The sequence below is a fragment of the Pseudomonas wadenswilerensis genome, from assembly GCF_900497695.1.
GTDB classification, from domain to species: domain Bacteria; phylum Pseudomonadota; class Gammaproteobacteria; order Pseudomonadales; family Pseudomonadaceae; genus Aquipseudomonas; species Aquipseudomonas wadenswilerensis.
Map to the genome: position 1 here is coordinate 82,736 of NZ_UIDD01000007.1, position 24,884 is coordinate 107,619.

The following is a 24,884-nucleotide window of genomic DNA, read 5'->3' on the forward strand; positions in this document are numbered from 1 at the left end:
GATCCAGAGATTACAGCGACTGCAAAAACGCCCGCAGCGCCCGGCGATCATCGGCCACCAGTGCCTTGAAGCGCTCGCGCGCCACTTGCGCTTCACCGCCATGCCACAACACCGCCTCCTCAAGCGTACGCGCCCGGCCGTCATGCAGGTACCCGGCGCCGGGGTTGATCCGCTCGATCAGCCCCAGCCCCCACAGCGGCGCGGTACGCCACTCGCGGCCGCTGGCCAGGTAGTCGTCGCGCCCATCGGCCAGGCCCGGCCCCATGTCATGCAGCAACAGGTCGCTGTAAGGTTCGATCTGCCGCGCTGATAACAGCGGGTACAGCGGATGCTGGCCCGTGGTCAGGCGCGGGCGATGGCACTGGGCGCATCCCGCTTCATTGAACAGCCGCTCGCCACGCTGCACCTCGGGATTGTCCAGGCCTCGCCGCGGCGGTGGCGCCAGATGCGCCAGGTAGAAGTGCAGGTCACCCAGTTGCAGGGCATCGAGCTCCGGCGCACCGCCACTGACCGCCTGGCGACAGTCCTGTTGCATCGACGTGCAGTTCTGTTCAGGGTACAGCGGCGAAGTAATCCCCAGGTCGCCGTGCAGGGCGCTGGCAATCTGCTGACGCAGGTCCGGCTGGTTCGATTTGAGGCCGAAGCGCCCGGCCTCAAGGCGCTGGCGCTCGACGCTCCACACCTGGTTGACGCGGCCTTTCACGCCATCAGGTTTAGGCGCGTCGGCCAGCGCTTGCAGGGTGCTGGCCTCGATGGCTTCGAGCAGGCCCAGGCCGAACACCGGTGAGCCAACCCGCATCGAGGTGTGCACGTTATCCAATGGACCATAGTTCAGCTCGCTGAAGCTCAGCCGTGGCGAACGCAGGCCGATGCGCTCACCATCCGCCAGGGTCACAAACTGCTCTTGCCAGCGGACATGCGCCCGGCCTTCGCCGGCCACACCGGGAATGGCCGATTCGTTGAGCTGATCTCCATAGGCCGGATGCGGCAGTGGCCCGCCATGGGCATCGCGTCCGGGCCGCGACAGCCGCACCAGTAGCGTGCGCAGGGGCTCGTGGTCGCTGGCCGGGGCCTGGCCACGGCCATTTTTCGGGTGGCAGGCAATGCAACTGATGCGGTTGTACAGCGGCCCCAGGCCATCGACCGCTTCGTCCCGCGAGGGCGCGACCACCCAGGCCTGGCGGAACAGGCTGCGGCCGTGGAAGAAGCGCTCCCGTTGCAGGTCGTCATCCAGCCCCGGCAAGGGCTGGGCGAAGGCTTCACGGTTGACGGCGGCGTGCTCGGCGCTGGCGGGCAGGCTCACCAGCATGCCGAGCAACAGCCAAAGGCCATAGCGCTTCACAGGCCCATGGCCGCAAGCAGGCGCTCGGCTTGCGCCTGTTGCCTGGCGCTATGGAACTGCCAGGCGATCTCCTCGCGGCCCAGGGCGTCCTGGTCGCTGGCCGACTGACGTTGCATGCCCTGGTCCTGACGTTGAGCAAACAGCGCCAGCAACGGCGCCGACATGGCTTGCTCCTCGTCGATGGGCGGCACGCTGAGGAACTCGCGCACGGCGGTCAGGTCCCGGCCCTGTGCTTCACCGGCATGCACCCGCGCCCACAACGCGCCGAGGCGCTCATGGGGTTGGCCAAGCCATTGCTCGAACAATGAGGTGATCAGCGCCAGGCGCTCGCGCGAACGGTCGTCGGTGTAGGCATAGGCACCCTGGCGGGCGGCGGCAAAGGGGTCGTGATAGCCCGCTGGCAGATCGGCATAAACGCTGGGGCGCACCGGCAGTTTGCGGATGTCCGGATCGGCCAGCAGGCGTTGCCCTTCAGACGACAACACGAAGCGCACAAAGGCCCGCGCGCCCTCGACCTGCCTGGCCTGGCGGGGGATGGCAATATGCGCCGGGTTGAGCCCGCCATGGGCGGGATAGATGAACTCGACCGCTTCGCCATTGCTCACCGCCGAGGCAACGAAGAAGTCGATCGATACGCCCACCGCCGAGCGCCCGCTGGCCACCTCGTCACTGACCAGGGTGCCGCCACGGCTGACCAGCCGCGATTGCCCGGCAAGCTCGCTCCACAGGGCCCAGCCCTTGTCCCAGCCGTAGGCCTGCAGGACGATATCCAGCAGTACCGGGGCAAAGCCGACCCGCGCCGGGTCGGGCAGGGCGATGCGCCCGCGCAGGCGGGCATCGAGCAGGTCCGGCCAGTCTCGCGGGGCGGGCATGTTCAGCTTGGCCAGTTCGACCGGATTGATGGCAAAGCCGTAACCGGCAAGCTCGGTGGCCTGATAGCGAGCCGCGCGATCGCGCAGGGCGATGGCGCCAATGCGCGGCGGCAAACCGTCCAGGTCGACACCCAGCGGCTGCCAGCCGGCGTCCCGGGCCAAACGCTTGAAGTTGCCCGGTGACGGCGCCCAGTAGACATCGACCCCGCCCTGATCGGCCTGACGCAAATAGGGCAGGGCATCGAAGCCCTGGCGCCAGAGGATCTGCAGGCGATAGCCGGGGTTGGCGCGCTCGAAGGCTTCTTCGAAGCGCGTCATCATCTCCTCGGGGTAGCTGGTCAACACCACCACCGGCTGCGGCGCTGCCGCCTGGACGCTGGCCGCGCCCAGCAGCAGGGCCAGCAGCCAGGCCTTAGAGCGGCACATTGAACTGTACGAAGTAGCTGCGGCCACTTTCCGGGTACCCCTCGCTGTATGCATAAAGGCGATCGAACAGGTTGCGGATGCCCGCTTCGATGCGGACGTCGTTGCTGAAGCGGTAGCCGCTCTTGAGGTTGTATACCGCGTAGCCGCCGCTCATCTGGCTGCCATCGGACATGTTGTAGCGCCGCGACGCGGCTTCGACGCCGGCGGTGTGGCGCCAGGCATCGAGGTTCAAGCTGGCCGAGGCAAACAGGTTGTGGCGCGGTGTGTCGATCGGGTGCAGCTCGGGGTTGCTGCGGTTTCTCCGGTCCAGGTAGGTGTAGCTGGTGTTGAATTCCCAGTTGCCCAGGTCACCGCGCAGGCCCAGTTCAACGCCCTGGTTACGTGCCTTGGCGATGTTCTGGTACTGGCCGCACGGCGCCGCGCAACCGGCTACCGGGGCGACGGTGACCTGCTGGATGGAGTCTTCGATATTGCTGACGAACAGCGCCGTGTCCAGGGTCCATTGCTGGTTGACCGCGCCGCTGTACCCCAGCTCGTAGTGGGTGGCACGTTCGGATTTCAGGTCGGGGCTGGGGATCACCGTGCCAAAGCGGGTCGAGTAGCGGTCCTTGATGGTCGCAAAGCGGCTCTTGCGGGCCACCGTCAGGCGCACCTGGCCGTTGTGATCGATGTTCAGCAGCGGCCCGGTGTTCATGAACAGGCCCAACTGGCTGTTGACCGCATCATCGCTGCCGGTGGGCTCGTCATACAGGGTCTTGACCCTCGGCGAGGCGGCGCTGGTGCCGAAGTTCTCGGCCTCAAGGCTCTTGCGGTAGTTGTACGACACGCCGCCGACCACGCTGAAAATCTCGTTCAGGCGCAGTGTGTCTTCCACGGCGATGGACTGGGTCTGATCGCGAAAGTGGGTTTGCGGGTCGCTGCCATCGCGCGAGCGGTGCACGTCTTCCTTGAAGTGGTAGGCGATGCCCAGGCGGTTGCCCTCGCTCAGGGCCAGGTCGCCTTCGACCGAGAAACCCGTGGACTCATCATCGTACTTGCTCGGGAAACCAGGCTGCATCGCGCCGGGGATGCCATTGTTGTAGACGAAGCTTTCCAGCGAGTTCTTGAAGGTATCGCGGTACACCCGGGTCTTCAGGCCGTGCTCGCCGAAGCGGGTATTGGTGGCCAGGAACAGGCTGGTCTTGTCCCATTTCGGCCATTGCCACCAGCGCTTGCGCTGGCCGGTGGCGGGCAGGTCGCCGGCGTAGGGCGGCTGGCCCTTGCGGCCTTGCTGCTGGACATAGCCGAGGACGTACTCGTCGGTGTCGTTGGGGGTAAAGCCAAGCTTGAAGCTGAACTTGCCGTCACGCTTGTTGCTGTTTTCGCGGCGACCCTCGCCTTGCTGGTTGTTGGTCGGCTCGAAGTCGTCCGGCAGCATCGTGTAGTCATAGTCGACATAGGACACGCCGCCCTGCATCCACCAATTGCCCTGGTTGGAGCCGAGGTTGGCATAGCTGCGATAAGCGTTGACGTTGCCGTGGTCGGTCAGCTCCAGGCCGCCGCCCACTTCACCTTCGAAGGCCTCGGTGGGCCGTCGGGTGATCAGGTTGATCGCCCCGCCCAGGGTGTTGGGGCCGTACAGCAACGAGGCGAAGCCCTTGGCCACTTCAATGCGCGACAGGTCGTAGGTGGTGAAGCGTCCCAGGTCGATATTGCCGTCGTAGGGTACGTAGGTGGGAATGCCATCGATATAGACCGGCACCTGCAGACGGTCGAAGCCACGCACGTACACCACCTGTTCGGCACGCGCGCCCATGTAGGCGAGATTCACCCCGGGGGCCAGGGCCAGGGCGCGGTCGACGGTCTCGCGGTCGTGCAGGCGCATGTCATCCAGCTCGACGACGCTGCTGCCGGTTGCCAGGGCATCATCCTGCGGTGCGGAAATCTGGATTTCACCCAGGCTGAAGGTTTTTTTCTGCTCGGCCACGGCGGCCTCGGCACTGATCGCGGCCAGGGCGAGCAGCAGGGTACGGGGGGCGAACGGCGTCATGACGCTCCTTTGTTGGTATCGTTATATATTTTATTATATAGCGTGTGGCGCAAAACGGCCGACAGCACCCTCCCCAGGGGCTATCAGGTCGAATCGATCAAGCGAACACGCGCACCGGCAGAACGCCGCAGATACTAGAGCCAGGCGCGGAAATTGACAACGCTATATATAAATTTATATAGCGAATGGATTACAGAATGGCTAGCGCTTGCACTCGGCCAGCACCACTTTGCAGGTGTTGGGCAGGCCGCCGGAACGCCCGGCATAGCGGATGCAGTTGTTCATGGATTTTTGCCGGGCGATCTGCAGGGTCGCGCCCCAGGCCAGGCCGCCTTCGCCGGCAGTGGGGACGGCTTTGGCGTGGCAGTTGGAACCGGCGTTGGCCGCCAGGTAACGTGCTTTGGGTTTGCTCGAACAACCGGCTGTCAGCGCCAGGCAGAGGGCGAGCAGGCAGGTGGTTATGGCGGTGCTGTTCATATCAAAGGCTGTCCGGATCGCCGAAGAGGGCTGTACCCGGGTTGGCCCCCGGTCCACCCAATTATAGGCAGTGGGCAACAATCCCTGTCGGCTATTTTGGCCTGGCAGGGATTGTTGCCACGCTCACGCCTGCAAGGCCAACTGCATGCCGGCCAGCTTGATGCAGGTTTCCTCGTATTCGCTGGCAGGCTCCGAGCAGTGCACGATGCCGCAACCGGCGAACAAACGGGCGTGCTTGCCATTCACCAGTGCCGAGCGCAGGCCGACGATGAATTCGCCGTTGCCCCGGGCATCCAGCCAGCCCAGCGGCGCGGCGTACCAGCCACGGTCGAAACCCTCGAAGCGGCGAATATGCTCCATGGCCTGGCGACGTTCGTGGCCGCCGACGGCGGGTGTCGGGTGCAGCGTCGCGACCACTTGCAGCAGGCCTGCTTGCGGGCGCAGGCGGCCTTCAATCAGCGTGCTCAGGTGCTGGACCCGGCTCAGGCGCTGTATAGCGGGCGTCGACGGTACCTGTAACTGGCTTGCCCACGGGGCCAGGCCACTCTGGATGATCTGCACCACCAGCGCATGCTCGTGGCGGTTCTTCTCGCAGTCCATCAGCGCTTGCGCCAGCTGGGCGTCTTGCTGCGGGTCCGGGTCGCGGCGGATGGTACCGGCCAATGCCTGGGTTTGCAGGCGGCCGTCGTGTAGTTTTACCAGGCGCTCCGGCGAAGCACCGAGGAAGCAGCTCTGCTGCCGGCGAAAGGCGAACAGGTACGCCGAGGGATCGTTGCTGGCCAGGCGTACCAGGGTTCGGCCAGGGCTGATGGCATGGGAGTACTCGCTGATTACTTCACGCGCCAGCACCACCTTTTTCATCGGGCTGTCGCGCAGTACGTCCAGGGCATGGGCGATTTTGCTTTCCCAGCATGCCCGCGGCAGGCACTGGTCACGGGTATGCTGCGGCGGCGCCAAGGTGACCGGCGGCGACAGATAGCGATCCATCAGGCCGTTCCATTCATTGAGCACATGCTCGCAGCGGCTGTCGGCATTGTCCGAGGGGCCGATCCGCTGCTGGCACACCAGCCAGCATTGATCGCCGTCGCGTATCAGCAGCAAGGTCATCAACAGCATCGATGCATCGCCGAAACCTTGCCAGGCGCTGCTGGCCTCGACCTGATGATCGAATCGAAAGCCGCCGCAGAGCGCTGGAGGCTGTGGGCCATGGATCACCGCGCTGTGCAGCCATTGCTGCCATTGCTGCTCCACCATGGCGAAGCGCTGCCCGCCAGCGCCGCTCAGTTCTGCCGCCACGCCCCAGCCGAACAGGCTCTTGCCGCCATCGGCCGCGCGCCAGAACAGGCTCTCGGCGTCGGGCTGGTCGACGCGGCAAAACAGCTCCAGCAGGTCCAGCTCGACGATCGCCAGGGCGTAGCTGGCCAGCACCGGCGCGCCTTGCACGGCGGCGCGCTGGCGAGCCTGTTCGAACACCTGGGTCAGCCCCGCGGTGTGTTCTTCCAGCCGGGTAAAGGCCCTCATGCCGGGACTCTCATGGTGCGCCAGTGCCGTACTTGCTGGGCGATGTACCAGTGGATGATCTGGGCGAACAGGGTTTCGACAAAATGCGCATCCAGCCCGGCTTCTTCGGCCCACTGGCGCCGTTGCGGGAGCATCTGGGCGACGCGCTCGGGTGCGGCGATGCTGCTTTCGGTCGGCTTGAACCGGGCAGCGGCTTTGACGTAAGCCATGCGTTGGCGCATGAGTTCGATGATCTGGTGGTCCAGTGAATCGATGGCGATCCGGATGTCCGGGAGGCCTTCGCAAGCGTCAGGGGATTTCATCAGAGGGATTCCTCAAGGGCGGGCGATGTGAGCGGGCGACAGCCAAGCAGCGTGGCCGCCAGGGCATCGAGCAACGCCTGGCGCTGCTCGATCAGGTAGAAGTGTTCGCCTTGCCAGCGCTGCAGGTGCAGTGGCTGGAGGCTCGCGGCTTGCCAGGCCAAGGCTTCGTCGAGGTCGATCTCCGGATCCTGCTCGGGGTAGAACACCGCGATCCGGCTGCTCAGCGGTTGCGGCGCAGCGCAGCCGTAGGTTTCGACAATGCGGTAGTCATTGCGCAGGCTGGGCATGAACATCTCGCGCAGGGCCGGGTCTTCCAGCAGCGGATTGGGCCGGCTGGACAGGCGCTGTACATCGTCCAGCAGCGCTTGGTCCGGCCCGCTGTGCAACTGCCCGCCACGCTGGCGCTGCGGAGCCGGGTGGGCGGAAACGAACAGGTGGCCGACGGCGATTGCCTGTTGCTCCAAGCGCGTCGCCACCTCATACGCCACCACGGCACCGAGGCTATGGCCGAACAGGGCCAGGGGGCGATCGGCGTAACCGCGCAACGCTTGGCTGGCGGCCTCGGCGAGGCTGTGCATGTCGGTCAGGCAGGGTTCGCTGAAGCGGTCTTCGCGCCCCGGGTACTGGATCGCCAACAGGTCGATATCGGCGGGCAGGGTGCAGGCCCAGTCGCGGAAAAAACTCGCACTGCCGCCGGCATGGGCGAAGCACACCAGGCGCCAGCGCGGCATCGGCGACAATCGATAGGGGCGCACCCAGCGCTCGGTCTGGGTCAGCAGGTCAGCGATCACGAGGCGCTGCTCCCGCGGTTGGCGTCGAGCCAGGCCAGGCGCAGGCTTTCGCGCAGGTCCTTGCGGCTGACCTTGCCGACCCCGGTCTGCGGGAACTGCGGCACAAACTCGATGCGGTCCGGCACCTTGAATGCGGCCAGGCCCTGGCTGCGCAGATGCTGCTTGAGAGCAAACGTCGACGGCGCCGGATTGCGGGCGACGATGAAGGCACAGGTGGATTCGCCCAACAGTGCATCGGGCATCGCCACCAGGGCCGCGTCATGCACCTGGGGATGATTGATCAGCAGGTTTTCCACTTCTTCGGCGGCGACTTTCTCGCCGCCGCGGTTGATCTGGTCCTTGTCCCGCCCCTCGACCACCAGGTAACCCTCGGCGGTACGCCGCACCCGGTCGCCGCTGCAATAGAAACCGTCGTCGGTGAAGGCCTTGGCATTGTGTGCCGGCAGGCGGTAATAGCCGCGAATGGTGTAAGGCCCACGCACTTGCAGTTCGCCGACTTCACCGTCGGGCACCGCTTGCCCCTGTTCGTCGACGATGCGCACTTCGTCATCGGCGCTCAGCGGCCGGCCCTGGGTGTGCAGGATCAGCTCCTGGCGGTCATCCAGGCGCGTGTAGCAGAGCAGCCCCTCAGCCATGCCCAGCACTTGTTGCAAGGTGCAGCCGAGTATCGGCGTGACCCGCGCCGCCGCGGTGCTCAGCAGCTTCGCCCCGCCGACCTGGAGCACACGCAGGCTCGACAGATCGGCCTGGCGCTGGGCCTGGGCGTCGAGCCAGAGCATTGCCAGCGGTGGCACCAACGCGGTGACGGTCACCCGCTCTGCGCTGATCAGGGCGAAGCAGGTGTCCGGGTCGGGGCGCCGGCTGCACACCACCCGGCCACCCGCCAGCAAGGTACCGATCACGCCGGGGCAGCACAGGGTGAAGTTGTGCGCCATGGGCAGGGCGGCAAGGTACACGGTGTGCTGGTCCAGGCCGCAGACGGCGCTGCTGGCGCGCACGTTGTAGAGGTATTCAGCGTGCCGGCGCGGAATCAGCTTGGGGGTGCCGGTGGTGCCGCCCGACAGCTGGAAGCAGGCCACTGCCTCGGCCTGACCGGCGTCATGCTCCAGTGCTTCGCTGCGGTACAGCTCGCCTAGGGCGGTGAATTCCTCGGCGACACCCTCGATCACCACGTGTTGCAGGCAGGGGTTGGCGGCGCGCAACTGGCGCGCCATCTGCCGACAGTCGAAGCCTTCCAGCTGATCGCAGCCGATGTAGGCCGTGGCCTGGGCAAAGCTGCAGAAGCCGCCGATCTCATGCTGGCGGTGGGCGGGCAGGGCGAGGATCGGCCGCGCGCCCAGGCGAAACAGGGCAAAACACACTTCGACAAAGGCGCTGCCGTTGGGCAGGTGCACGACCACATTGTCACCGGCCTGCAGGCCAAGGGCACGCAAGCCACCGGCCAGGCGCCGGCAGCGGTCCGCGAGGCTGGCATAACTCAGGTGCAAGGGGCCGTCGGTAATTGCGATTGCTGCAGGGTTTCGGGCAGCGGCAGCGTCGAGGGCCTGGGCGAACGTCTGCTCTTGCCAGTAGCCGGCCTGGCGGTAGCGTTCGGCAAATGCGGCCGGCCAGTCGGGGGCGTCGTCGGAGGCATCTGGCACAAGGATGGAGGTACTCAATGACATGGAATCTCCTATTTGCAGAAATAATTGGCTACAAATGGCTAAATGAGATCTATTATCATTGTCTTTTGCCGAGGGCATCTCAACGCCAAGGCTTTCGGTACCGCGACTTTTTCATTAGATGAAATGCGCAGTGGCTTCAAACAGGGAGGCTCAAGGCTTACAAGCCTCCCGTTACTTCAGGTCAGGCCCCACGTAATGGCCTCAGGAAAAGGGAAAACCCAATGACTATTACGATCATCGCCCCAACTCACCCAGAGAAGCAGGCCGCCCCCAAGGGCAACCAACCCGGAACGGTCTACCTGGAACCGCACATGACCCTGGTCACCGGCACCCTGTGGTCGGAGAGCGAGGCCTGGGTCGAAGACCCGCTGGAGCGTGGTCTCAAGCTGATCCTGGTGCAGAGTGGCGAGTTGTCCTGCCGGATCCCCGGGCACGCCGAGCAATCGATCCGCGGCCCGAGCCTGTGCACCATCGTCAATGACGGCGAGTTCACCTCTTCGCAGATCTACGGCACCTCGACGCCGCTGCGCTACACCATCGTGCAGCTGGACCTGGAGTCTCTCGACCGGCACCTGGGCATGGCCCCGCGCAAGCTGCTGGCCGCCAGGGGGGGCGATCCCTACATGATGGTGCGCCCGGCGCCCCGGGCGATGCAGGCGCTGGCGACGCAGATTGCCACCTGTCCGATGCAGGGCCCCAGCCGCTCGCTGTACCTGGGCGGCAAGGCCCTGGAATTGACCGCCCTGAGTGCGCAGTTCCTGCTGGACGAACGCGCGCAGCCGGAACAGAAGCTGCGCATCACCTCATCGGATGTCGAGCGCGTGCACGCGGCGCGCGATCGGCTGGTGCGCTCGCTGCTGGAGCCGCCAAGCCTGAATGCCCTGGCCGCCCATGTCGGCATGAGCCCACGCAAACTCACCGCAGGGTTTCGCAAGGTGTTTGGCACCAGCGTGTTTGGCTACCTGCACGAACATCGCCTGAGTGAAGCGCACCGCATGCTCAGCGATGAAGAGAGCAACGTCTCGACCGTCGCCTATGGCGTGGGTTACAGCCCGGCGCATTTTTCCATCGCCTTTCGCAAACGCTACGGCGTATCGCCCAGCGAGATCCGCTGACGGCTCGCTGACTCTGAATCGAATGAAAAGGCCTGTGCATCTAAAGCCTTGAGCGCTTCCTGAAAACCTGCTTGCGATAAAGTCTCATTTGATAATGGCTTGCATCTTTGTGAGCCGCGCAGACTTTATTTTCAAGGGTCACAGGAAGCTTTTCATGAGCGAGCTGACAACAGCAGACACCCCCCCGGCCAACCCGCTGCGCCCCTGGCTGATCGAACACCTCGCCCAGTTGCTGGGTGCCACCGTGGATGAAATCGACAGCCTGGGCGACGAGGAAAACCTGCTCGGCTGCGGGCTGGATTCAATTCGCCTGATGTATCTGCAAGAGCGCCTGCGCAGCCACGGGCTACAGGTCGATTTTGCCCAGTTGAGTGCCGAGCCGAGCGTGGCTGCCTGGCTGGCGCTGTTGCGCGGGCAAACCTTGCAACCTACGCTGGCGCCTGCCGTTGCACCTGCATCAGCAGGCGCGGAGAGCTTCGAACTCAGTGCCGTGCAACAGGCCTACTGGCTGGGCCGTGGCGCCGCTGAAGTGCTGGGCAATATCAGTTGTCACGCTTGGCTCGAGTTCGACTGCCAGGGCATCGAACCGCGACGCCTTGAAGCCGCTGTGAGCCTGGTGCAGGCCCGGCACCCGATGCTGCGGGCCAGTTTCAACGAGGGCCGCCAACGCATTCTGGCGTCGCCGACACAGCCAGTGTTTGACCATCAGGACTGGCGCCAACATTCACCACAAGCGGCGCAACCAGCCTGGGCCGAACTGCGCCGCTGGCGCTCGCACCAATGCCTGGCGGTGGAGGCTGGGCAAGTGATGCTGGTGGGCCTGGTGCAGATGCCCGACGGCCGTGACCGGGTCTGGCTGAGTGTCGACCTGCTGGCGGTCGACGTGGAAAGCCTGCGCCTGTTGATGGCGGACCTGGGCCAGGCCTACCTGGCGCCAGCGTTGTTGCCGGCGCCGCCGACCCTGCACTTTGCCGACTATCTGAAGCGCCGTCAGCTACGCCGCGCCGAAGCTTATGCCCGTGACCGCGAGTACTGGTGCCAACGCCTGGCGCAGTTGCCCGATGGCCCGGCGCTGCCGCTGGCCTGCGCGCCCGAGTCGATCCGCGAACCGCGCTTCAGCCGCCAGGCGTTTGTCCTCAGCGGCGCGGAAGCCGAGCGCTTGCAGCGCCAGGCTACCGGCCACGGCCTGACCTTGTCCTGCGTGTTCGCCACCGCCTTCAATGCGGTGTTGGCGCGCTGGAGCGGGCAGTCGAACTTCCTGCTCAACGTGCCGTTGTTCGACCGTCACGATGATCAGCCCGGCATCGATCAGGTAATAGCCGACTTCACCACTTTGCTGCTGGTGGAGTGTCAGGACGCACCGCAATTGCCCTTCGCCGAAGCGGTGCGGCAGTTCCAGTGCAGCCTCCATGGCACCATCGACCGCTCGGCGTTTCCCGCACTGGAAGTGCTGCGCGAAGGCCGGCGCCAGGGCCATCCGCGTTCGGCGCCGGTGGTGTTTTCCAGCAACCTGAGCGAGTCGGGGTTTGTCCCGGCGAGCTTTCGCGAAGTGTTTGGCGACCTGCACGATATGCTCTCGCAAACCCCGCAGGTGTGGCTCGACCACCAGCTGTACCGGGTCGAAGACGGCCTGTTGCTGGCCTGGGACAGCATCAGTGAACTGTTCGCCGACGGCGTGCTCGAGGCGATGTTCCAGGCCTACATCGAGCTGCTGCAGCGCCTTGCCGACAGCGACTGGAGCCTGCCGCAACCGGTACTCCTGCCGCTGGCGCAACAGGCCCGGAGCGCGCGCCAGAACAGCGTCCCGGCGCTCGCCCCGGGGCGTGGCTTGCTGGAAGATTTCTTCCGCCACAGCGGGCAGCGGCCGGAAGACCTGGCGCTGATCTGTGGCGCTCAACGCTGCACCTACGGTGAACTGGCCACGCGTTCGCTACGGGTGGCCGCCGGCTTGCTGGAAGCCGGCATGCGCCAGGGCGAGGCGGTGGAAGTCTGCCTGCCGCGCGGGCTCGGGCAGATCGTCGCGGTGTTCGGCGTGCTGGCGGCCGGTGGCTGCTACGTCCCCGTCGATACTGCGCAACCGCCAGCGCGCCGTAGCCTGATCGAGTCGGCAGCGGGCATAAGCCTGGTGATTGCCGAGGCGCCGCCGACGCTTACGCCTGATAGCCCGTCGTTGCGCTGGCTGGACCTGGCGCGCCTGGAGCAGTCCGCGCCCCTGGCTGCGCCACGCGTGCAGGCGCCGCAGGCCAGCGCCTATGTGATCTACACCTCCGGCTCCACCGGCGTGCCCAAGGGGGTCGAGGTGAGTCATGGCGCGGCAATGAATACCATCGACGCATTGCAGGCCGAGCTCGGGATCGACCGCGATGACTGCTTGCTGGCGGTGTCGGCGCTGGATTTCGACCTGTCGGTGTTCGACCTGTTCGGCGTGCTGGGGCAGGGCGCCCGCCTGGTGCTGCTGCAACCCGAGGAAACCCGCGACGCGGCGCGCTGGGCGCAATTGATTGCCGAGCACCGGGTGAGCCTGTGGAACTCGGCGCCGGCGCTGCTGGAAATGGCCCTGGGCATTGCTGCGGGCGACTGTCACTACCAGAGCCTGCGGGCGGTGTTGCTGTCGGGCGACTGGATTGCCCTGGACCTCGCCGCACGCTTGCGCCGACAGGCCACAGCGCAGTGCCGGGTGTATGGCCTGGGCGGCGCCACCGAGGCCGGGATCTGGTCGAACCTGCACAGCATCGACGAAGTGCCGGGCCACTGGACCTCGATCCCCTATGGCAAGCCCCTGGCCGGCCAGGCCTATCGGGTGGTCGATGACAGCGGTCGGGATGTGCCCGACCAGGTGGTGGGACAATTGCTGATTGGCGGTGGCAGCCTGGCGCGAGGCTACCGCAACGATCCGCAACTGACCGCGCAACGTTTTCGCAGCGACGAGCGCGGGCGCTGGTACCACACCGGGGATCGCGGGCGCTTCTGGGGCGACGGCACTATCGAGTTTCTCGGCCGTATCGACCAGCAGGTGAAGGTTCGCGGGCAACGTATCGAACTGGGCGAAATCGAGGCAGCGCTGAGCGCCCATCCGCTGATCGACAGCGCCTGCGCGGCGGTATTGCCGGGGACGGTGGCCAGCCTCGGCGCGGTGCTGGTGCTGAACGCAGCGCCGGTCAAGGTCGCCGCGGATGCATGGCAAGGCCGGTCATTGCTGGACGACACGCCGCAAGCTGAAGCCCGGGTTACCGATGAACTGCTGCAACGTCTGCTGCACGGGCAAGCGTTGCCGGCGCTGCCACTGCTGGACACCTGGCGCCAGTGGTTGCGCGAGCAACCCGCCGAGTCGCTGAGCCTCGGTGATGCATTGGCACAACTGGGCTGGCGGGAGGCCGACCTGCAGGCCATGGTCGGCGCGCTGCAGTCGCTGTTGTGCAGCGAAGGCGGCGCCACGCAGGTGTTGTTCGATCCGTTGTTGGCCCCCCAGGCCATGGCCCTCAACCTGCCGGCCGGGCGCCAGTTGCTGGATGCCATGAGCCAGGCTGTGCAGCAGCAGTGCAGTGCCCAGGCCGGGCCGCTGAGGGTCGCGGTGCTGGATGTGCGCGGCGGGCAGTTGCTCGAGCAATGGCTCGATCACCTGAGCCACTGCGACCTGCAAGTGACCCTGTTCGAAACCAGCCCCGGCCTGCTGGCTGCCACCGCCGGCAAGCGCCAGGGTGCTGCCAGCCAACTGCTGCTGGACAGCCTGTTGCCCGTTGAGCATTGCTGCCAATACGACCTGGTGATCAGCTTCGCCGCCTTGCACGGCTATGCCCAGCCCGCCGACTGCCTGAACCTGGCCCAGGCGCTGCTCAAGCCAGGCGGCCGCCTGCTGCTGGCCGAGCTGTTGCGCGATTCGCCGCTACGCCTGGTCAGCGCGGCACTGCTCGACAGCCGCACACCGGTGTTGGCCGACGCCGTGCAGATCGCGCGCATGCTCGGGCACAGCGGCTTTGCCGACCTGCACTGCCTGTGGCAGAACCCGGCGATGCTGCTGGTCAGCGCCACGGCCGCGGCCGACGCCTTGACCGGCGACAGCCTGCAGCACTGGCTGCAACAGCGCTTGCCGCAAGCGATGCGCCCCGAACACCTCTGGTGCCTGCCGCGTCTGGCGCTCAATGCCAACGCCAAGATCGACCGCAGCCGCCTGCAGGCCTGCATGACTCAGGCGTTGCAACGCCGCCAGCCGGCCAGCAGCGAAGAGGGCGAGCTGAGCCCGGCATTGCAACCTTTGGCCGTGTGCTGGGAGGCGGTGCTGGGACGCCCGGTGCGCAATGCCCAAGGCAGCTTTTTCAGCCTGGGTGGCGACAGCCTGCTGGCTACCCGTCTGTTGGCCAGCGTGCGCGAGCAGATGGGTGTCAGCCTGCGCATGAGTGATTTCTACCTGCAGCCGACATTGGCGGGCATGGCCGCGCTGCTGGCGAGCAGTGCTGCCATTGAGGAGGGCGTGCTATGAGCCTGGATGACCTGTTGCACATCTGTCGTGAACGCCAGATCGAACTCTGGGCCACTGAAGGCCAGCTGCGTTTTCGCGCGCCGCAAGGGGCGCTGGACCCGGCCCTGGCCGAGCGCATCCGCGCCCAGCGTGAAGCACTGATGGTCCATCTGTCGCCACGCGCGCAGTGGCGCTCGCAACCCGGGCAGGCGCTGCAACCTTTTGCCCTGAGCGCGGTGCAGGGCGCCTATGTGCTGGGGCGCAACCCGGCGTTCGACTATGGCGGCAACGCCTGCCACCTGTACGTCGAGTACCCCTGGCCGGCCAATGTCGACATCGAGCAACTGAACCAGGCCTGGAACGCCCTGGTACAGCGCCACCCGATGTTGCGCGCGGTGGTGCACGACAACAGCCGCCAGTGCGTGCAGGCCCAGGTGCCCTGGCAACGCTTGCCGCTGCATGACCTGCGCCAGGCCTCGCCGCTGGCGTTCGAAGCGCATCTGCAGCAGGTGCGCGAGCGCCTGGATCATGCCTGCCATGCCCTCGACCAATGGCCGATCCTGTTGCCGGAAGTGAGCCTGGGCGCGGAACGGGCGATCCTGCATTGTTCGGTGGATTTCACCTTGCTCGATTACGCCAGCCTGCAACTGTTGCTGGTGGAACTGACCCAGCGCTACCTGGAGCCAACGCGGCATTGGCCGGTGCTGGAGGCGACCTATCGCGACTACCTGCAGCATGAACATGAGGTGCGTGAAAGCGCCGCCTGGCAACGTGACAAGGCCTGGTGGCTGGCGCGCCTCGATAGCCTGCCCGGGCGTCCGGACCTGCCCCTGAGCGATGACGCCGGGATCGCCTCGCGCCGCTTCGAGCACCACCATGGCGCATTGAGCGCGGCCCAGTGGAACGCCCTCTGTGCCCTGGCCAGCGCCCAGGGCTTAAGCGCTGCGGGCGTCACCCTGGCGGCGTTCGCCGAGGTGATCGGGCGCTGGAGCCAGAGCGCCGATTTCTGCCTGAACCTCACCGTACTCAACCGGCCGGACCTGCACCCGCAACTGGGCCAGGTGCTGGGCGACTTCACCGCCCTGAGCCTGCTGGCGGTGCACGGCGCCAGCGGCGCGAACTTTGTCCAGCGGGCGCGGCGTATCGGCGCGCAGTTGTTCGATGACCTGGATCACAGCCGCTTTACCGGGGTCGAGGTATTGCGCGAGCTGGCACGGGTCCAGGGGCGTGGCGCCGACCTGATGCCGGTGGTGTTCACCAGCGGCATTGGCAGCGTCGAGCGCCTGCTGGGGGATTGCGGACGCTTGTTGCAGCCGCCGAGCTACATGATCAGCCAGACGTCCCAGGTGTGGATCGATTGCCAGGTCAGCGACCAGTACGGTGGTTTGCAGATCGGCTGGGACGTGCGCGTCGGCGTGCTGCCGCAAGGCATGGCCGCGCAGATGTTCGACGCTTATGTCGACCTGCTGCAGCGCCTGTCCGCAGATGCGCAGCTGTGGCAAGTGCGCGGCGACATCGTGTTGACCCAACAACGGCCGCCGCGGCTCTCGGCGCACAAGGCCCTGGACCGCAACATTGCCAGCGGCTTTGCCCGCCAGGCGCTGCGCACCCCGGACGCGCCGGTGATCAGCGACCGCGCCGGGCATTACAGCTACCGTCAGGTTGCCCAGCACGCCGACGCCGTACGCGCGGCGCTGGAGGCGCTTGAGGTAGCGCCCGGCGCGCGGGTGGCGGTGATGCTGCCCAAGAGCGCCTGGCAACTGATGGCGGTGCTGGGTATCAACCAGATGGGCGCCGCCTATGTGCCCATTGATATCCGGCAACCGGCCCTGCGCCGCGAAGCCATTTTGCGTGACGCCGGGATTGCCGCCGTCATCAGCCTGGAGGCCGAGGCCTTGCCGGCGGGCCTTGAGCTGCCGCGTATCGCCATCGACAGCCTCGCCGCCGCCAGCCACTGGCCGCCGCGCGAACCGCTGGCGGTGCAAGCCGGTGACCTGGCCTACATCATCTACACCTCCGGCTCCACCGGTACGCCCAAGGGCGTGATGCTCAGCCATGGCGCGGTGGTCAACACCCTCGACGACATCAACCAGCGCTACGGCGTCAACGCCCAGGACCGGGTGCTGGGGCTGGCGGAGCTGAGTTTCGACCTGTCGGTGTATGACTTCTTCGGGGCTACGGCGGTCGGCGCGCAGGTGGTGCTGCCAGACCCCGAACGCGGCGCCGATCCCTCCCACTGGGCGCAACTGATGCGTGAGCACGGCGTGACCTTGTGGAACTCGGTGCCGGCCCAGGGCCAGATGCTGATCGATTACCTGGAGACCGAGCCGGCTGTGATTCCCGGGCCGCGTTGCGTGATGTGGTCCGGCGACTGGATCCCCACCACCTTGCCGACCCGCTGGTGGCAGCGCTGGCCCGACAGCCAGCTGTTCAGCCTGGGAGGCGCGACCGAGGCGGCCATCTGGTCGGTAGAGCATCCCATCCGTCCCGCCGACACGGCCTTGCCGAGCATCCCCTATGGCCGCGCCCTCAACGGCCAGACCCTGGAAGTGCTCGACAGCCTCGGCAGGCAATGCCCGCCGGGGGTACGCGGCGAGATTCATATCGGTGGCCTTGGCCTGGCCCTCGGCTACGCCGAAGACCCGCAGCGTACCGCCGAACGCTTCATCACCCATGCCAGCGGACGGCGCCTGTATCGTACCGGGGACCTGGGACGTTACCTGGATGAGGACGGCCTGATCGAGTTTCTCGGACGCCAGGACGATCAGGTGAAGATCCGTGGCCATCGCATCGAACTGGCGGAAATCGACGCCGGCTGGCTGGCCCATCCACAGATTGCAGCCAGCACCACGGTACTGCTGGGCGAGCGCCACGAGCGTTCGTTGTGCAGCTTTGTCACCTTGCAGGCTTCGGCCAGCGATACCCAGCGGGTGGGCGAGGAACTGGCCCGGGTTGTGGCCAAGGCGCGCGACACCCTGGAGCAGGCCGATTTCGGCCCCCGTGAGGAAATTCAGGCCGCCCTGGCGGCGCTGGACCGGGCGGCAGATGCATCGCTGCTGCACTGGCTGGCCGGCAGTGGTTTGCTGGCGTTGGCGCAGGACGTAGAGTTTGCCCCGCTGTGTCAGGCCCTGAAACTGGAGCCAGGCCAGCAACGCCTGTTGCGCCATTGGCTGACCCTGTTGACCTACAGCGGCTTTCTGCAACGCCAGGGCACGGGCTGGCGCTGCGCCGTGGACCCGGGCGAGGTCGATCAAGCAGCAGCCTGGGCGCACTTCGCTGAACGGGCGCCGGCGGGGCTTTGGCCGGTGGAACTGGTGGATTACCTGCGGGGCAGCGCCATGCGCCTGGCCGAGCAACTGGACGGCCGGCTGAGCCCGGCGAGCCTGATGTTCCCGCAAGGTTCGGCGCATATTGCCGAAGCCATGTACAGCCGCGGCCTGCATGCACAGGTGCTGCACCAGGCCATGGCCGAGGCGGTGAGCGCGATTGTTGCCCGTGAAGGGCAGCGTAGCTGGCGCATTCTTGAAGTCGGTGCTGGCACTGGCGCGGCCAGTGCCTCGGTCATTCCGGCGCTGGCACCGTTGGTGGCAGCCGGTGTGCAGATCGACTACCTGTTCTCCGATGTTTCCAGCTACTTCCTCAATGCAGCACGGGAACGCTTTGCCGAGTACCCATGGGTGCGCTTCATGCACTTTGACATGAACAAGCCCGCCTGCGAGCAGGGCCTGCATGCAGGCTCGGTGGACCTTGTGCTCAGTTCCGGGGCCTTGAACAATGCCCTCGATACCCCACGCCTGCTGGCCGGCCTGCGCCAGTTGTTGCAAGCCGATGCCTGGCTGGTGATCCAGGAGCTGACCCGCGAGCACCGGGAAATCAGTATCAGCCAAAGCCTGATGATGGAGACGCCCGAGGACTTGCGCGTGGCCAACGGGCAGTTGTTCGTGCACCGGCAACAGTGGCTGGATTGGCTCAACGGTGAAGCAGGGGACCATGCCCAGGCCCTGGCTTCACCGGCCAGTGTGCTGGCGGTGCTGGGCTATGACCTGTTGGTGGCGCGGATGAAAACCGACCGGCCACTGTTGCCTGCCCAGACCTTGCTGACGTTTATTGCCGAGCGGGTGCCGCGTTACATGGTGCCGGCCCAGGTGCGAGTGCTGGACCGCCTGCCGGTGACCGCCAACGGCAAGATCGACCGCCGCGCCCTGACCACGCAGGCGCAGCAGCGCCAATTGGAACCGGTGCGCCAGGTACGGGCCGAGGTGGGTGATGAGCTGGTGCAGCGCCTGATCGGTCACTGGCAGCGAGTGCTCGACTGCAGCGACCTGTCGGCCGAGCAGGATTTCTTCGCCGCCGGTGGTGACTCGCTGCTGATCGCCCAATTGATCGCCGGCGTGCGCGAACAGGAACCCCTGGCCCGTGCGCACCCCTTCGACCGCCTGCTGCGCTGGGCCCTCAGCCAGCCGACCCCGGCCGGCCTGGCGCAGCGCCTGCGCAGCGAATCGTGCACTGAGGCGCCGGCCCCGGAACAACCGGCAACGCCCGCCCTGGATACGACCCGAGCGCCGTTGACCGGGCGCGTGCGGCTGGATACCCTGAGCGAACTGGCCGCTGGCGAGGGCGTTGCCCGGGTGCTGGTGCATGAGGGCCTCGGCACGTTGCTGCCTTATCGCGGGTTGATCGCGGAACTGGCGGGCAGCGGCCCGCTGCTGGGGCTCGCGGTGCACGACAGCGAGGGCTACCTGCGCCTGCCTGCGCAACACGTGAATGCGACCCTCGGCAAACGCTATGCCCAGGCCTTGTGGGACAGCGGCCGGCGCAGCTTCGACCTGCTGGGCTACTGCTCCGGCGGGCTGGTGACCCTGGAACTGGCCAAGGCATTGCTGCAACTGGGGGCCGAGGTGCGCCAGGTGGACATTGTCTCCAGCTACCGCATTCCCTATCGGGTGGACGATGAGCTGCTGATTCTCTACAGCTTCGCCGCCACCCTTGGCCTGGATGCGCAGGCGCTGGGCTTGCCGTCTGCCGAACAACTGCACGCCGCACTGGCCCAGGGGCTGAAGGATTCGCCGCAGCACCTGGCCGCGGGCAGCCTGAGTGAGGGCCTGCCACATTTCGACGCAGCGCAGCTCAAGTCCCGGGTGCTGGCCGCCGCCCGTGGCATCGCCGATGAGCAGCTGTACCGGGTGTTCGCCCATTCGGTGCGGGCCAGTCACTACAGCGACAGCGTGCCTTATGTCGGCGCCGTGCGCCTGTTCGTGCCGAGCGTCAGCAACCCCTTGATCGCCAATCACCAGGCCAGCCTGCAGGCTTGGTGGCAGGCGGCATCGCTGGCGCCGCTCACCGTGCAGACCCTGCGCGGCAATCACTTCGATTGCCTGAGCGCCGGGCTCAGTCGTCACTTGCTGGAGGAACACCGTCCATGAACAACCCCGTCAAAACCCTGGTGGTGGGCTCGCGCTTCGGCCAGTTCTATGCCGCCGGTGTCGCTGCCGCCGACAACCTCGAACTGGTGGGGGTGCTGGGGCAGGGCAGTCGCCGCTCACAGGCCCTGGCCCGGCACCTGCAGGTGCCGTGTTTCGACGCCCTCGAACAGGTGCCCGACGATACCCGCCTGGCCTGCGTGGCGGTGGGCGGCGCGGCACGCGGCGAGCAGGGCCCGGCCCTGGCGCAAGCGTTGATGGCGCGTGGCATGGATGTGCTGATCGAACACCCGCTGTTGCCCCAGGAGTTGCACGAGCTGTTGCGTACTGCGGCGCGCTTGCAGCGGCGTTGCCTGCTCAACAGCTTCTATCCGCAATTGCCGTGGGTGGCGCGCTTTATCGAGCTCGGCCGGCAGTTGCATCGCCAGCAGGGGATTCGCCACATCGAGGCCAACTGCGCGGTGCAGGTCAGCTACGCGACCCTGGATTTGCTGGCGGCGCTACTGGAGTCGGTGGGGCCGTGGTCGCTGGACAATCTGGCGCCGGCGCTGTCGCCGTGGCGCGATATCAGCCTGATCATGGCTGAGGTACCGGTGTCGTTACGCGTGCTCAACGAACTGGCGGCGGCCGATGACGGGCGCATGCAGATGCTCCAGCGCATCAGCCTCGCCACCGACAGCGGCACCCTGCTGCTGGCCTCGCCCCATGGGCCGCTGCTGTGGATGCCGGCGGTGCGTGCGCCGAGCGAGGATGTGCACGGGTTGTTCGATCTGACTGGCGTCGCCTTGCCGTGTGTCGAAGTGCTGCAGGACGCCGCCACCGATTGGGGGCAGGTCTATCGCCAGGTCTGGCCACAGGCGGCGGCCAGTGCCCTGCAACCGTTGCTCGACGGCGTCGGCCTGGTGCGTCGGCAACAGCGCAGCCTGGAAGTGGTCGGGCTCTGGCAGCAGGTGACGGCGGCCATCGGCTTTCCCGAAACGCCACCCCAGGCGCTGCCGGCGGCAAGCCTGGCGCAGGCCCTGGAGGGTTGCCGATGAACTTTCTGGGGCCCGAATTGCGGGCATTGTTGCAGCCTTTTCGCGCGCGCTTGTGGCTAGCGGTGGCGGTGCAGGCCATCGCCGGGATCAGTTCGCTGGTGCCGTTGATAGCCCTGGCGCATCTGGCCGACGGCCTGCACCAGGCGCCGCCGTTGGCGCCTGGGGTGATGGGCTGGGTGCTGCTGGCGGTGTTCGGCTCGGCCCTGTGGCTGTGTGGTCAGACCCTGGCACTGCACCTCACCCACAGCGTGGATGCCGACCTGTGCAACCGCTTGCGGGTGCGCCTGGCCGAGCATCTGCAACGCTTGCCCCTGGGCTGGTTCGCGCGGCTGGGGGCCGACGGCGTCACCCGTTATGCCGAACAGGATGTGCGGGCGCTGCACCAACTGGTCGGCCATGCCCCGACCGATCTGGTCAACCTGCTGCTGATTCCTCTGGCCACCCTGAGCTACCTGCTGTGGAGCGACAGCGGTTTGGCGCTCTGGTGCCTGCTACCACTGGGGTTGGGAGTGCTGGGTTACTGGCGGCTGGGCTCGGCGCATTACCGCGAAGATGTCGAACGGCGTAATGCTGCGATCCAGCAGTTGTTCAGCGCTTACAGTCAGTTTGCCGCGAACCTGGGACTGGTGCGCCAGTTTCCGGGTGCGGGCATCCACCGCAGCCTGCAACAGGCGGTACACCAATTCGACCAACGCTTCAGCCACTGGGTGAGCCGCGCCGGTCATCTCGCTGCGCTGATCCAGGTGCTGCTCGGCGCACCCTGGCTGCTGGCCTGGGTGGTGCTCGGGGCTTTGCTGGCGGGACTGACCGAGGTGGGCGCGGCGCAGTTGTGCGCCTTCCTGTTGCTGGTACGGGCCATGGCCGCGCCAGTGTTGGCGATGGGGCACGGCCTCGATGCCCTCAACAGTGCGCGGGTCAGCGCGCAGCGCCTGCAGGCGGTGTTGAGTACGCCGCCGTTGGCCGAACCCGACGCGCCGCAAGTGCCCAGGGACGCCAGCGTGGAAATGCGTGAGGTGTACTTCGCCCATGGCTCGGTCCCGGTGCTGGCGGCGATCAACCTGCGCCTGGAACCGGGCACCACCACGGCGCTGGTGGGGCCGTCGGGCGCGGGCAAAAGCACCCTGGCCGGGTTGATTGCACGGTTCATGGACGTCGACAGCGGGCAGGTGCTGGTGGGCGGGGTGGATGTTCGCCAGGTCGCCAGCCAGCAACTGCAACGTCATCTGGCGCTGGTGTTCCAGCACGCCGGCGCGCTGCGTTTGTCCCTGGCGCAGAACATCGCCCTGTACCAGCCCGACGCGAGCCTGGCGCAGATTCGCCAGGCCGCGCGGGCGGCGTGCCTGGACAGCCGGATCATGGCCTTGCCCAAGGGCTACGCGAGCATCGCTGGTGACGACGTAAGGCTCTCTGGCGGCGAGCTGCAACGCCTGGCCATCGCCCGCGCGCTGCTCTCGAGCGCGCCGATCATGCTCTTGGACGAGCCGACCTCGGCGACCGATCCGCAAACCGAGCGGGCCTTGCGCACTGCCTTGCATGAGGGGGCGGCCGGGCGTACCCGGCTGATCGTTGCCCACCGGTTGCAGAGCATCTGCCATGCCGAGCAGATCCTGGTGCTGAACGAAGGCCGGATTGTGCAGCGCGGCTGTCACCAGCAGTTGCTGGCCACGGACGGCCTTTACCGTCAGTTGTGGCGTGAACAAATGTCGAGCGCCGATCAAATGGAGCCTGTGTCATGAGCGTTTTTTCGTCCCTGCGCCAACTGCCACTGCGCACCTGGCAAACCCTGCGCGGGGCCTTGATCTGGATGGTGCTGGCCGCCGTGCTCGATGGCCTGGCCGGGCTGGCACTGGTGCCGCTGATGCTGGCCTGGTTCGACCCTGCGGCTCCTGATGCGCTGCAGCCTGTGTGGCTATTGCTCGGCCTGACGCTGCTGCACGCCCTGGTCAGCTACATCGCCCAGCGTCGTGGTTACCTGGCCGGGGCGGGGCTGGCGACGGGGCTGGTGTCGCGTCTGCTGGCGCATTTGCCACGGCTGCCGCTGGGCCGGCAGCGTCATCTTGAGGACCTGGTTCGCGGGCCGGTGTTCAATAGCATGAGCATCCCGGCGCACCTGTTGGCACCGTTGATAACCGCGTTGGTCACGCCGACGGTGGTGGTCCTCGGCCTGTTCGCCATCGCGCCTCGGCTGGCGCTGCTGCTGGCGCTGGCCTACCTGCCGTTGTTCGGCCTGCTGCGCTGGGCCGGGCGGCGCAGCCTGGAGCTGGAGCAACAGCGCCAGGCGGTGGATCGTCATGCCGGGCAACTGCTGCAAGCCTTCGCCGAGCAGCAGCCGCTGATGCGCAGCAGTGCTGATGCCAGTCAGGGCCAGGTAGCCCTGCGCGAGGCCCTGCAGCAACAACATCAGGCGACCCGTTCGCTCAATCGCCGGGCACTGCCCGCCAGCCTGGGCTTTGCCAGCGCAGTGCAACTGGTGTTTTCGGCGGTGCTCGTCGGCGGGGTGCTGGCGGTGGCTGCCGGGCACTTGCCGGGGGCGCTGCTGGTGGCAGTGCTGGTCTTGCTGGTGCGCTTTGTCGAGCCGCTGTCGCAGCTGGCGCAACTGGACCAGGCCTTGCGCATGGCCTGGCAGGCCTTGGCGCAGGTGCTGGGGGTGCTGGGCGAACCAACACTGTTCAGCCCGCAACCCGGCCTGCAACCACGGGATGCCAGCCTTCAGGGCCAGGGTCTGAACAGCTACGGCGAACACGGCGAGCACCTGCTCAAGGACCTCGACCTGCACTGCGCGCCCGGCACCTTCACGGCCATTGTCGGGCCTTCGGGGGCCGGTAAAAGCACGCTGCTGGCCTTGCTTGGCCGCGGGATGGATGCCCAGGCCGGCGAAGTGCGCCTGGGCCAGGTGGACATCCGCCAATTGAGCGAGCAAACCCTCGCCGCGCAGCTGACCCAGGTGTTCCAGGACAGCGGCCTGTTCGCCGGCAGCCTGCTGTGGAATGTCAGCATGGCGCGGCCACAGGCGACACCGGCGCAACTGCAGCAGGCCGCCGAAGCGGCTGCGCTGGATGAGGTGCTCGCCAGCCTGGCGGACGGCTGGCACTGCGAAGTCGGCCCGGGCGGTGCCTTGCTGTCGGGTGGTCAGCGCCAGCGAGTGGGCCTGGCGCGGGCGCTGCTGTCCGAAGCGCCGATCGTGTTGCTCGACGAACCCACCGCCAGCCTCGATGCGCGCAGCGAGGCGCGGGTCAATCGCAGCCTGCGGGCGTTGCGTGGCCGGCGCACACTGGTGCTGGTGTCGCACAACCCGGCGCTGGTGCGTGACGCCGATCAGATCCTGGTGCTTGAGGCCGGACGCTTGAGCGGCTGCGGCAGCCACGAACAGTTGCTCGCCACCCACCCTTGGTATGCGCAGTTCGTCGAGCAGCAGCGTGTCGACGGCTAAGG

14 protein-coding genes are annotated in these 24,884 nt (G+C 66.7%); 6 read left to right on the forward strand and 8 right to left on the reverse strand.

The annotated features are described in order from the left end of the window. Positions 1-10 precede the first annotated feature (10 nt). From CCOS864_RS11580 to CCOS864_RS11615, 8 genes are all read right to left on the reverse strand, one after another. Positions 11-1,342 carry a di-heme oxidoreductase family protein gene (locus CCOS864_RS11580; RefSeq protein ID WP_167458882.1) on the reverse strand — a complete coding sequence of 444 codons (1,332 nt, stop codon included), beginning with the start codon at positions 1,340-1,342 and terminating at the stop codon, positions 11-13. Next, positions 1,339-2,640 carry an ABC transporter substrate-binding protein gene (locus CCOS864_RS11585; RefSeq protein ID WP_115086432.1) on the reverse strand — a complete coding sequence of 434 codons (1,302 nt, stop codon included), beginning with the start codon at positions 2,638-2,640 and terminating at the stop codon, positions 1,339-1,341. Before CCOS864_RS11585 ends, CCOS864_RS11580 begins: the two co-directional genes overlap by 4 nt. Beyond that, on the reverse strand, positions 2,627-4,669 hold the full coding sequence (locus CCOS864_RS11590; RefSeq protein WP_115086433.1) for a TonB-dependent receptor plug domain-containing protein: 2,043 nt from the start codon (positions 4,667-4,669) through the stop codon (positions 2,627-2,629). Before CCOS864_RS11590 ends, CCOS864_RS11585 begins: the two co-directional genes overlap by 14 nt. A 201-nt stretch (positions 4,670-4,870) precedes the next feature. Beyond that, positions 4,871-5,146: a hypothetical protein gene (locus CCOS864_RS11595; protein WP_115086434.1), complete on the reverse strand. Its 276-nt coding sequence runs from the start codon at positions 5,144-5,146 to the stop codon at positions 4,871-4,873. A gap of 123 nt (positions 5,147-5,269) precedes the next feature. Beyond that, the gene (locus tag CCOS864_RS11600) at positions 5,270-6,667 is read right to left on the reverse strand and encodes an isochorismate synthase (RefSeq protein ID WP_115086435.1); all 1,398 of its coding nucleotides are present in this window, start codon (positions 6,665-6,667) and stop codon (positions 5,270-5,272) included. Then, a complete protein-coding gene (locus CCOS864_RS11605) occupies positions 6,664-6,969 on the reverse strand; it encodes an isochorismate lyase (RefSeq protein ID WP_115086436.1) in 306 nt (101 codons plus the stop codon). The genes CCOS864_RS11600 and CCOS864_RS11605 overlap by 4 nt, the downstream gene beginning before the upstream one ends. Then, positions 6,969-7,760 carry a thioesterase II family protein gene (locus tag CCOS864_RS11610; RefSeq protein ID WP_276330488.1) on the reverse strand — a complete coding sequence of 264 codons (792 nt, stop codon included), beginning with the start codon at positions 7,758-7,760 and terminating at the stop codon, positions 6,969-6,971. The genes CCOS864_RS11605 and CCOS864_RS11610 overlap by 1 nt, the downstream gene beginning before the upstream one ends. Beyond that, the gene (locus CCOS864_RS11615; protein ID WP_208644382.1) at positions 7,757-9,418 is read right to left on the reverse strand and encodes a (2,3-dihydroxybenzoyl)adenylate synthase; all 1,662 of its coding nucleotides are present in this window, start codon (positions 9,416-9,418) and stop codon (positions 7,757-7,759) included. Before CCOS864_RS11615 ends, CCOS864_RS11610 begins: the two co-directional genes overlap by 4 nt. Positions 9,419-9,645: 227 nt before the next feature. On the opposite strand from CCOS864_RS11615, the gene CCOS864_RS11620 reads away from it, so the two are divergent. From CCOS864_RS11620 to CCOS864_RS11645, 6 genes are all read left to right on the forward strand, one after another. Further along, entirely contained in the window at positions 9,646-10,539 is an 894-nt protein-coding gene (locus tag CCOS864_RS11620) for a helix-turn-helix transcriptional regulator (protein ID WP_115086438.1), read from the forward strand. A gap of 154 nt (positions 10,540-10,693) precedes the next feature. Further along, complete coding sequence (locus CCOS864_RS11625) at positions 10,694-15,016, forward strand: non-ribosomal peptide synthetase (RefSeq protein WP_115086439.1); 4,323 nt, start codon at positions 10,694-10,696, stop codon at positions 15,014-15,016. Next, complete coding sequence (locus tag CCOS864_RS11630; protein ID WP_115086440.1) at positions 15,013-20,418, forward strand: non-ribosomal peptide synthetase; 5,406 nt, start codon at positions 15,013-15,015, stop codon at positions 20,416-20,418. The genes CCOS864_RS11625 and CCOS864_RS11630 overlap by 4 nt, the downstream gene beginning before the upstream one ends. Next, the gene (locus CCOS864_RS11635) at positions 20,415-21,452 is read left to right on the forward strand and encodes a Gfo/Idh/MocA family oxidoreductase (protein WP_115086441.1); all 1,038 of its coding nucleotides are present in this window, start codon (positions 20,415-20,417) and stop codon (positions 21,450-21,452) included. Before CCOS864_RS11630 ends, CCOS864_RS11635 begins: the two co-directional genes overlap by 4 nt. Continuing rightward, positions 21,449-23,188 (forward strand): ABC transporter ATP-binding protein, encoded by a 1,740-nt coding sequence (locus tag CCOS864_RS11640; RefSeq protein ID WP_115086442.1) that lies wholly within the window; start codon positions 21,449-21,451, stop codon positions 23,186-23,188. Before CCOS864_RS11635 ends, CCOS864_RS11640 begins: the two co-directional genes overlap by 4 nt. Continuing rightward, on the forward strand, positions 23,185-24,882 hold the full coding sequence (locus CCOS864_RS11645) for an ABC transporter ATP-binding protein (RefSeq protein WP_115086443.1): 1,698 nt from the start codon (positions 23,185-23,187) through the stop codon (positions 24,880-24,882). The genes CCOS864_RS11640 and CCOS864_RS11645 overlap by 4 nt, the downstream gene beginning before the upstream one ends. Positions 24,883-24,884 lie beyond the last annotated feature (2 nt).

Bases quoted from the DNA above. Each gene is read 5' to 3' on its own strand.
- CCOS864_RS11605 (WP_115086436.1), bottom strand. From the start codon at position 6,969: ATGAAATCCCCTGACGCTTGCGAAGGCCTCCCGGACATCCGGATCGCC.
- CCOS864_RS11635 (WP_115086441.1), top strand. From the start codon at position 20,415: ATGAACAACCCCGTCAAAACCCTGGTGGTGGGCTCGCGCTTCGGCCAG.
- CCOS864_RS11600 (WP_115086435.1), bottom strand. From the start codon at position 6,667: ATGAGGGCCTTTACCCGGCTGGAAGAACACACCGCGGGGCTGACCCAG.
- CCOS864_RS11585 (WP_115086432.1), bottom strand. From the start codon at position 2,640: ATGTGCCGCTCTAAGGCCTGGCTGCTGGCCCTGCTGCTGGGCGCGGCC.
- CCOS864_RS11620 (WP_115086438.1), top strand. From the start codon at position 9,646: ATGACTATTACGATCATCGCCCCAACTCACCCAGAGAAGCAGGCCGCC.
- CCOS864_RS11640 (WP_115086442.1), top strand. From the start codon at position 21,449: ATGAACTTTCTGGGGCCCGAATTGCGGGCATTGTTGCAGCCTTTTCGC.
- CCOS864_RS11630 (WP_115086440.1), top strand. From the start codon at position 15,013: ATGAGCCTGGATGACCTGTTGCACATCTGTCGTGAACGCCAGATCGAA.
- CCOS864_RS11645 (WP_115086443.1), top strand. From the start codon at position 23,185: ATGAGCGTTTTTTCGTCCCTGCGCCAACTGCCACTGCGCACCTGGCAA.
- CCOS864_RS11595 (WP_115086434.1), bottom strand. From the start codon at position 5,146: ATGAACAGCACCGCCATAACCACCTGCCTGCTCGCCCTCTGCCTGGCG.
- CCOS864_RS11590 (WP_115086433.1), bottom strand. From the start codon at position 4,669: ATGACGCCGTTCGCCCCCCGTACCCTGCTGCTCGCCCTGGCCGCGATC.
- CCOS864_RS11625 (WP_115086439.1), top strand. From the start codon at position 10,694: ATGAGCGAGCTGACAACAGCAGACACCCCCCCGGCCAACCCGCTGCGC.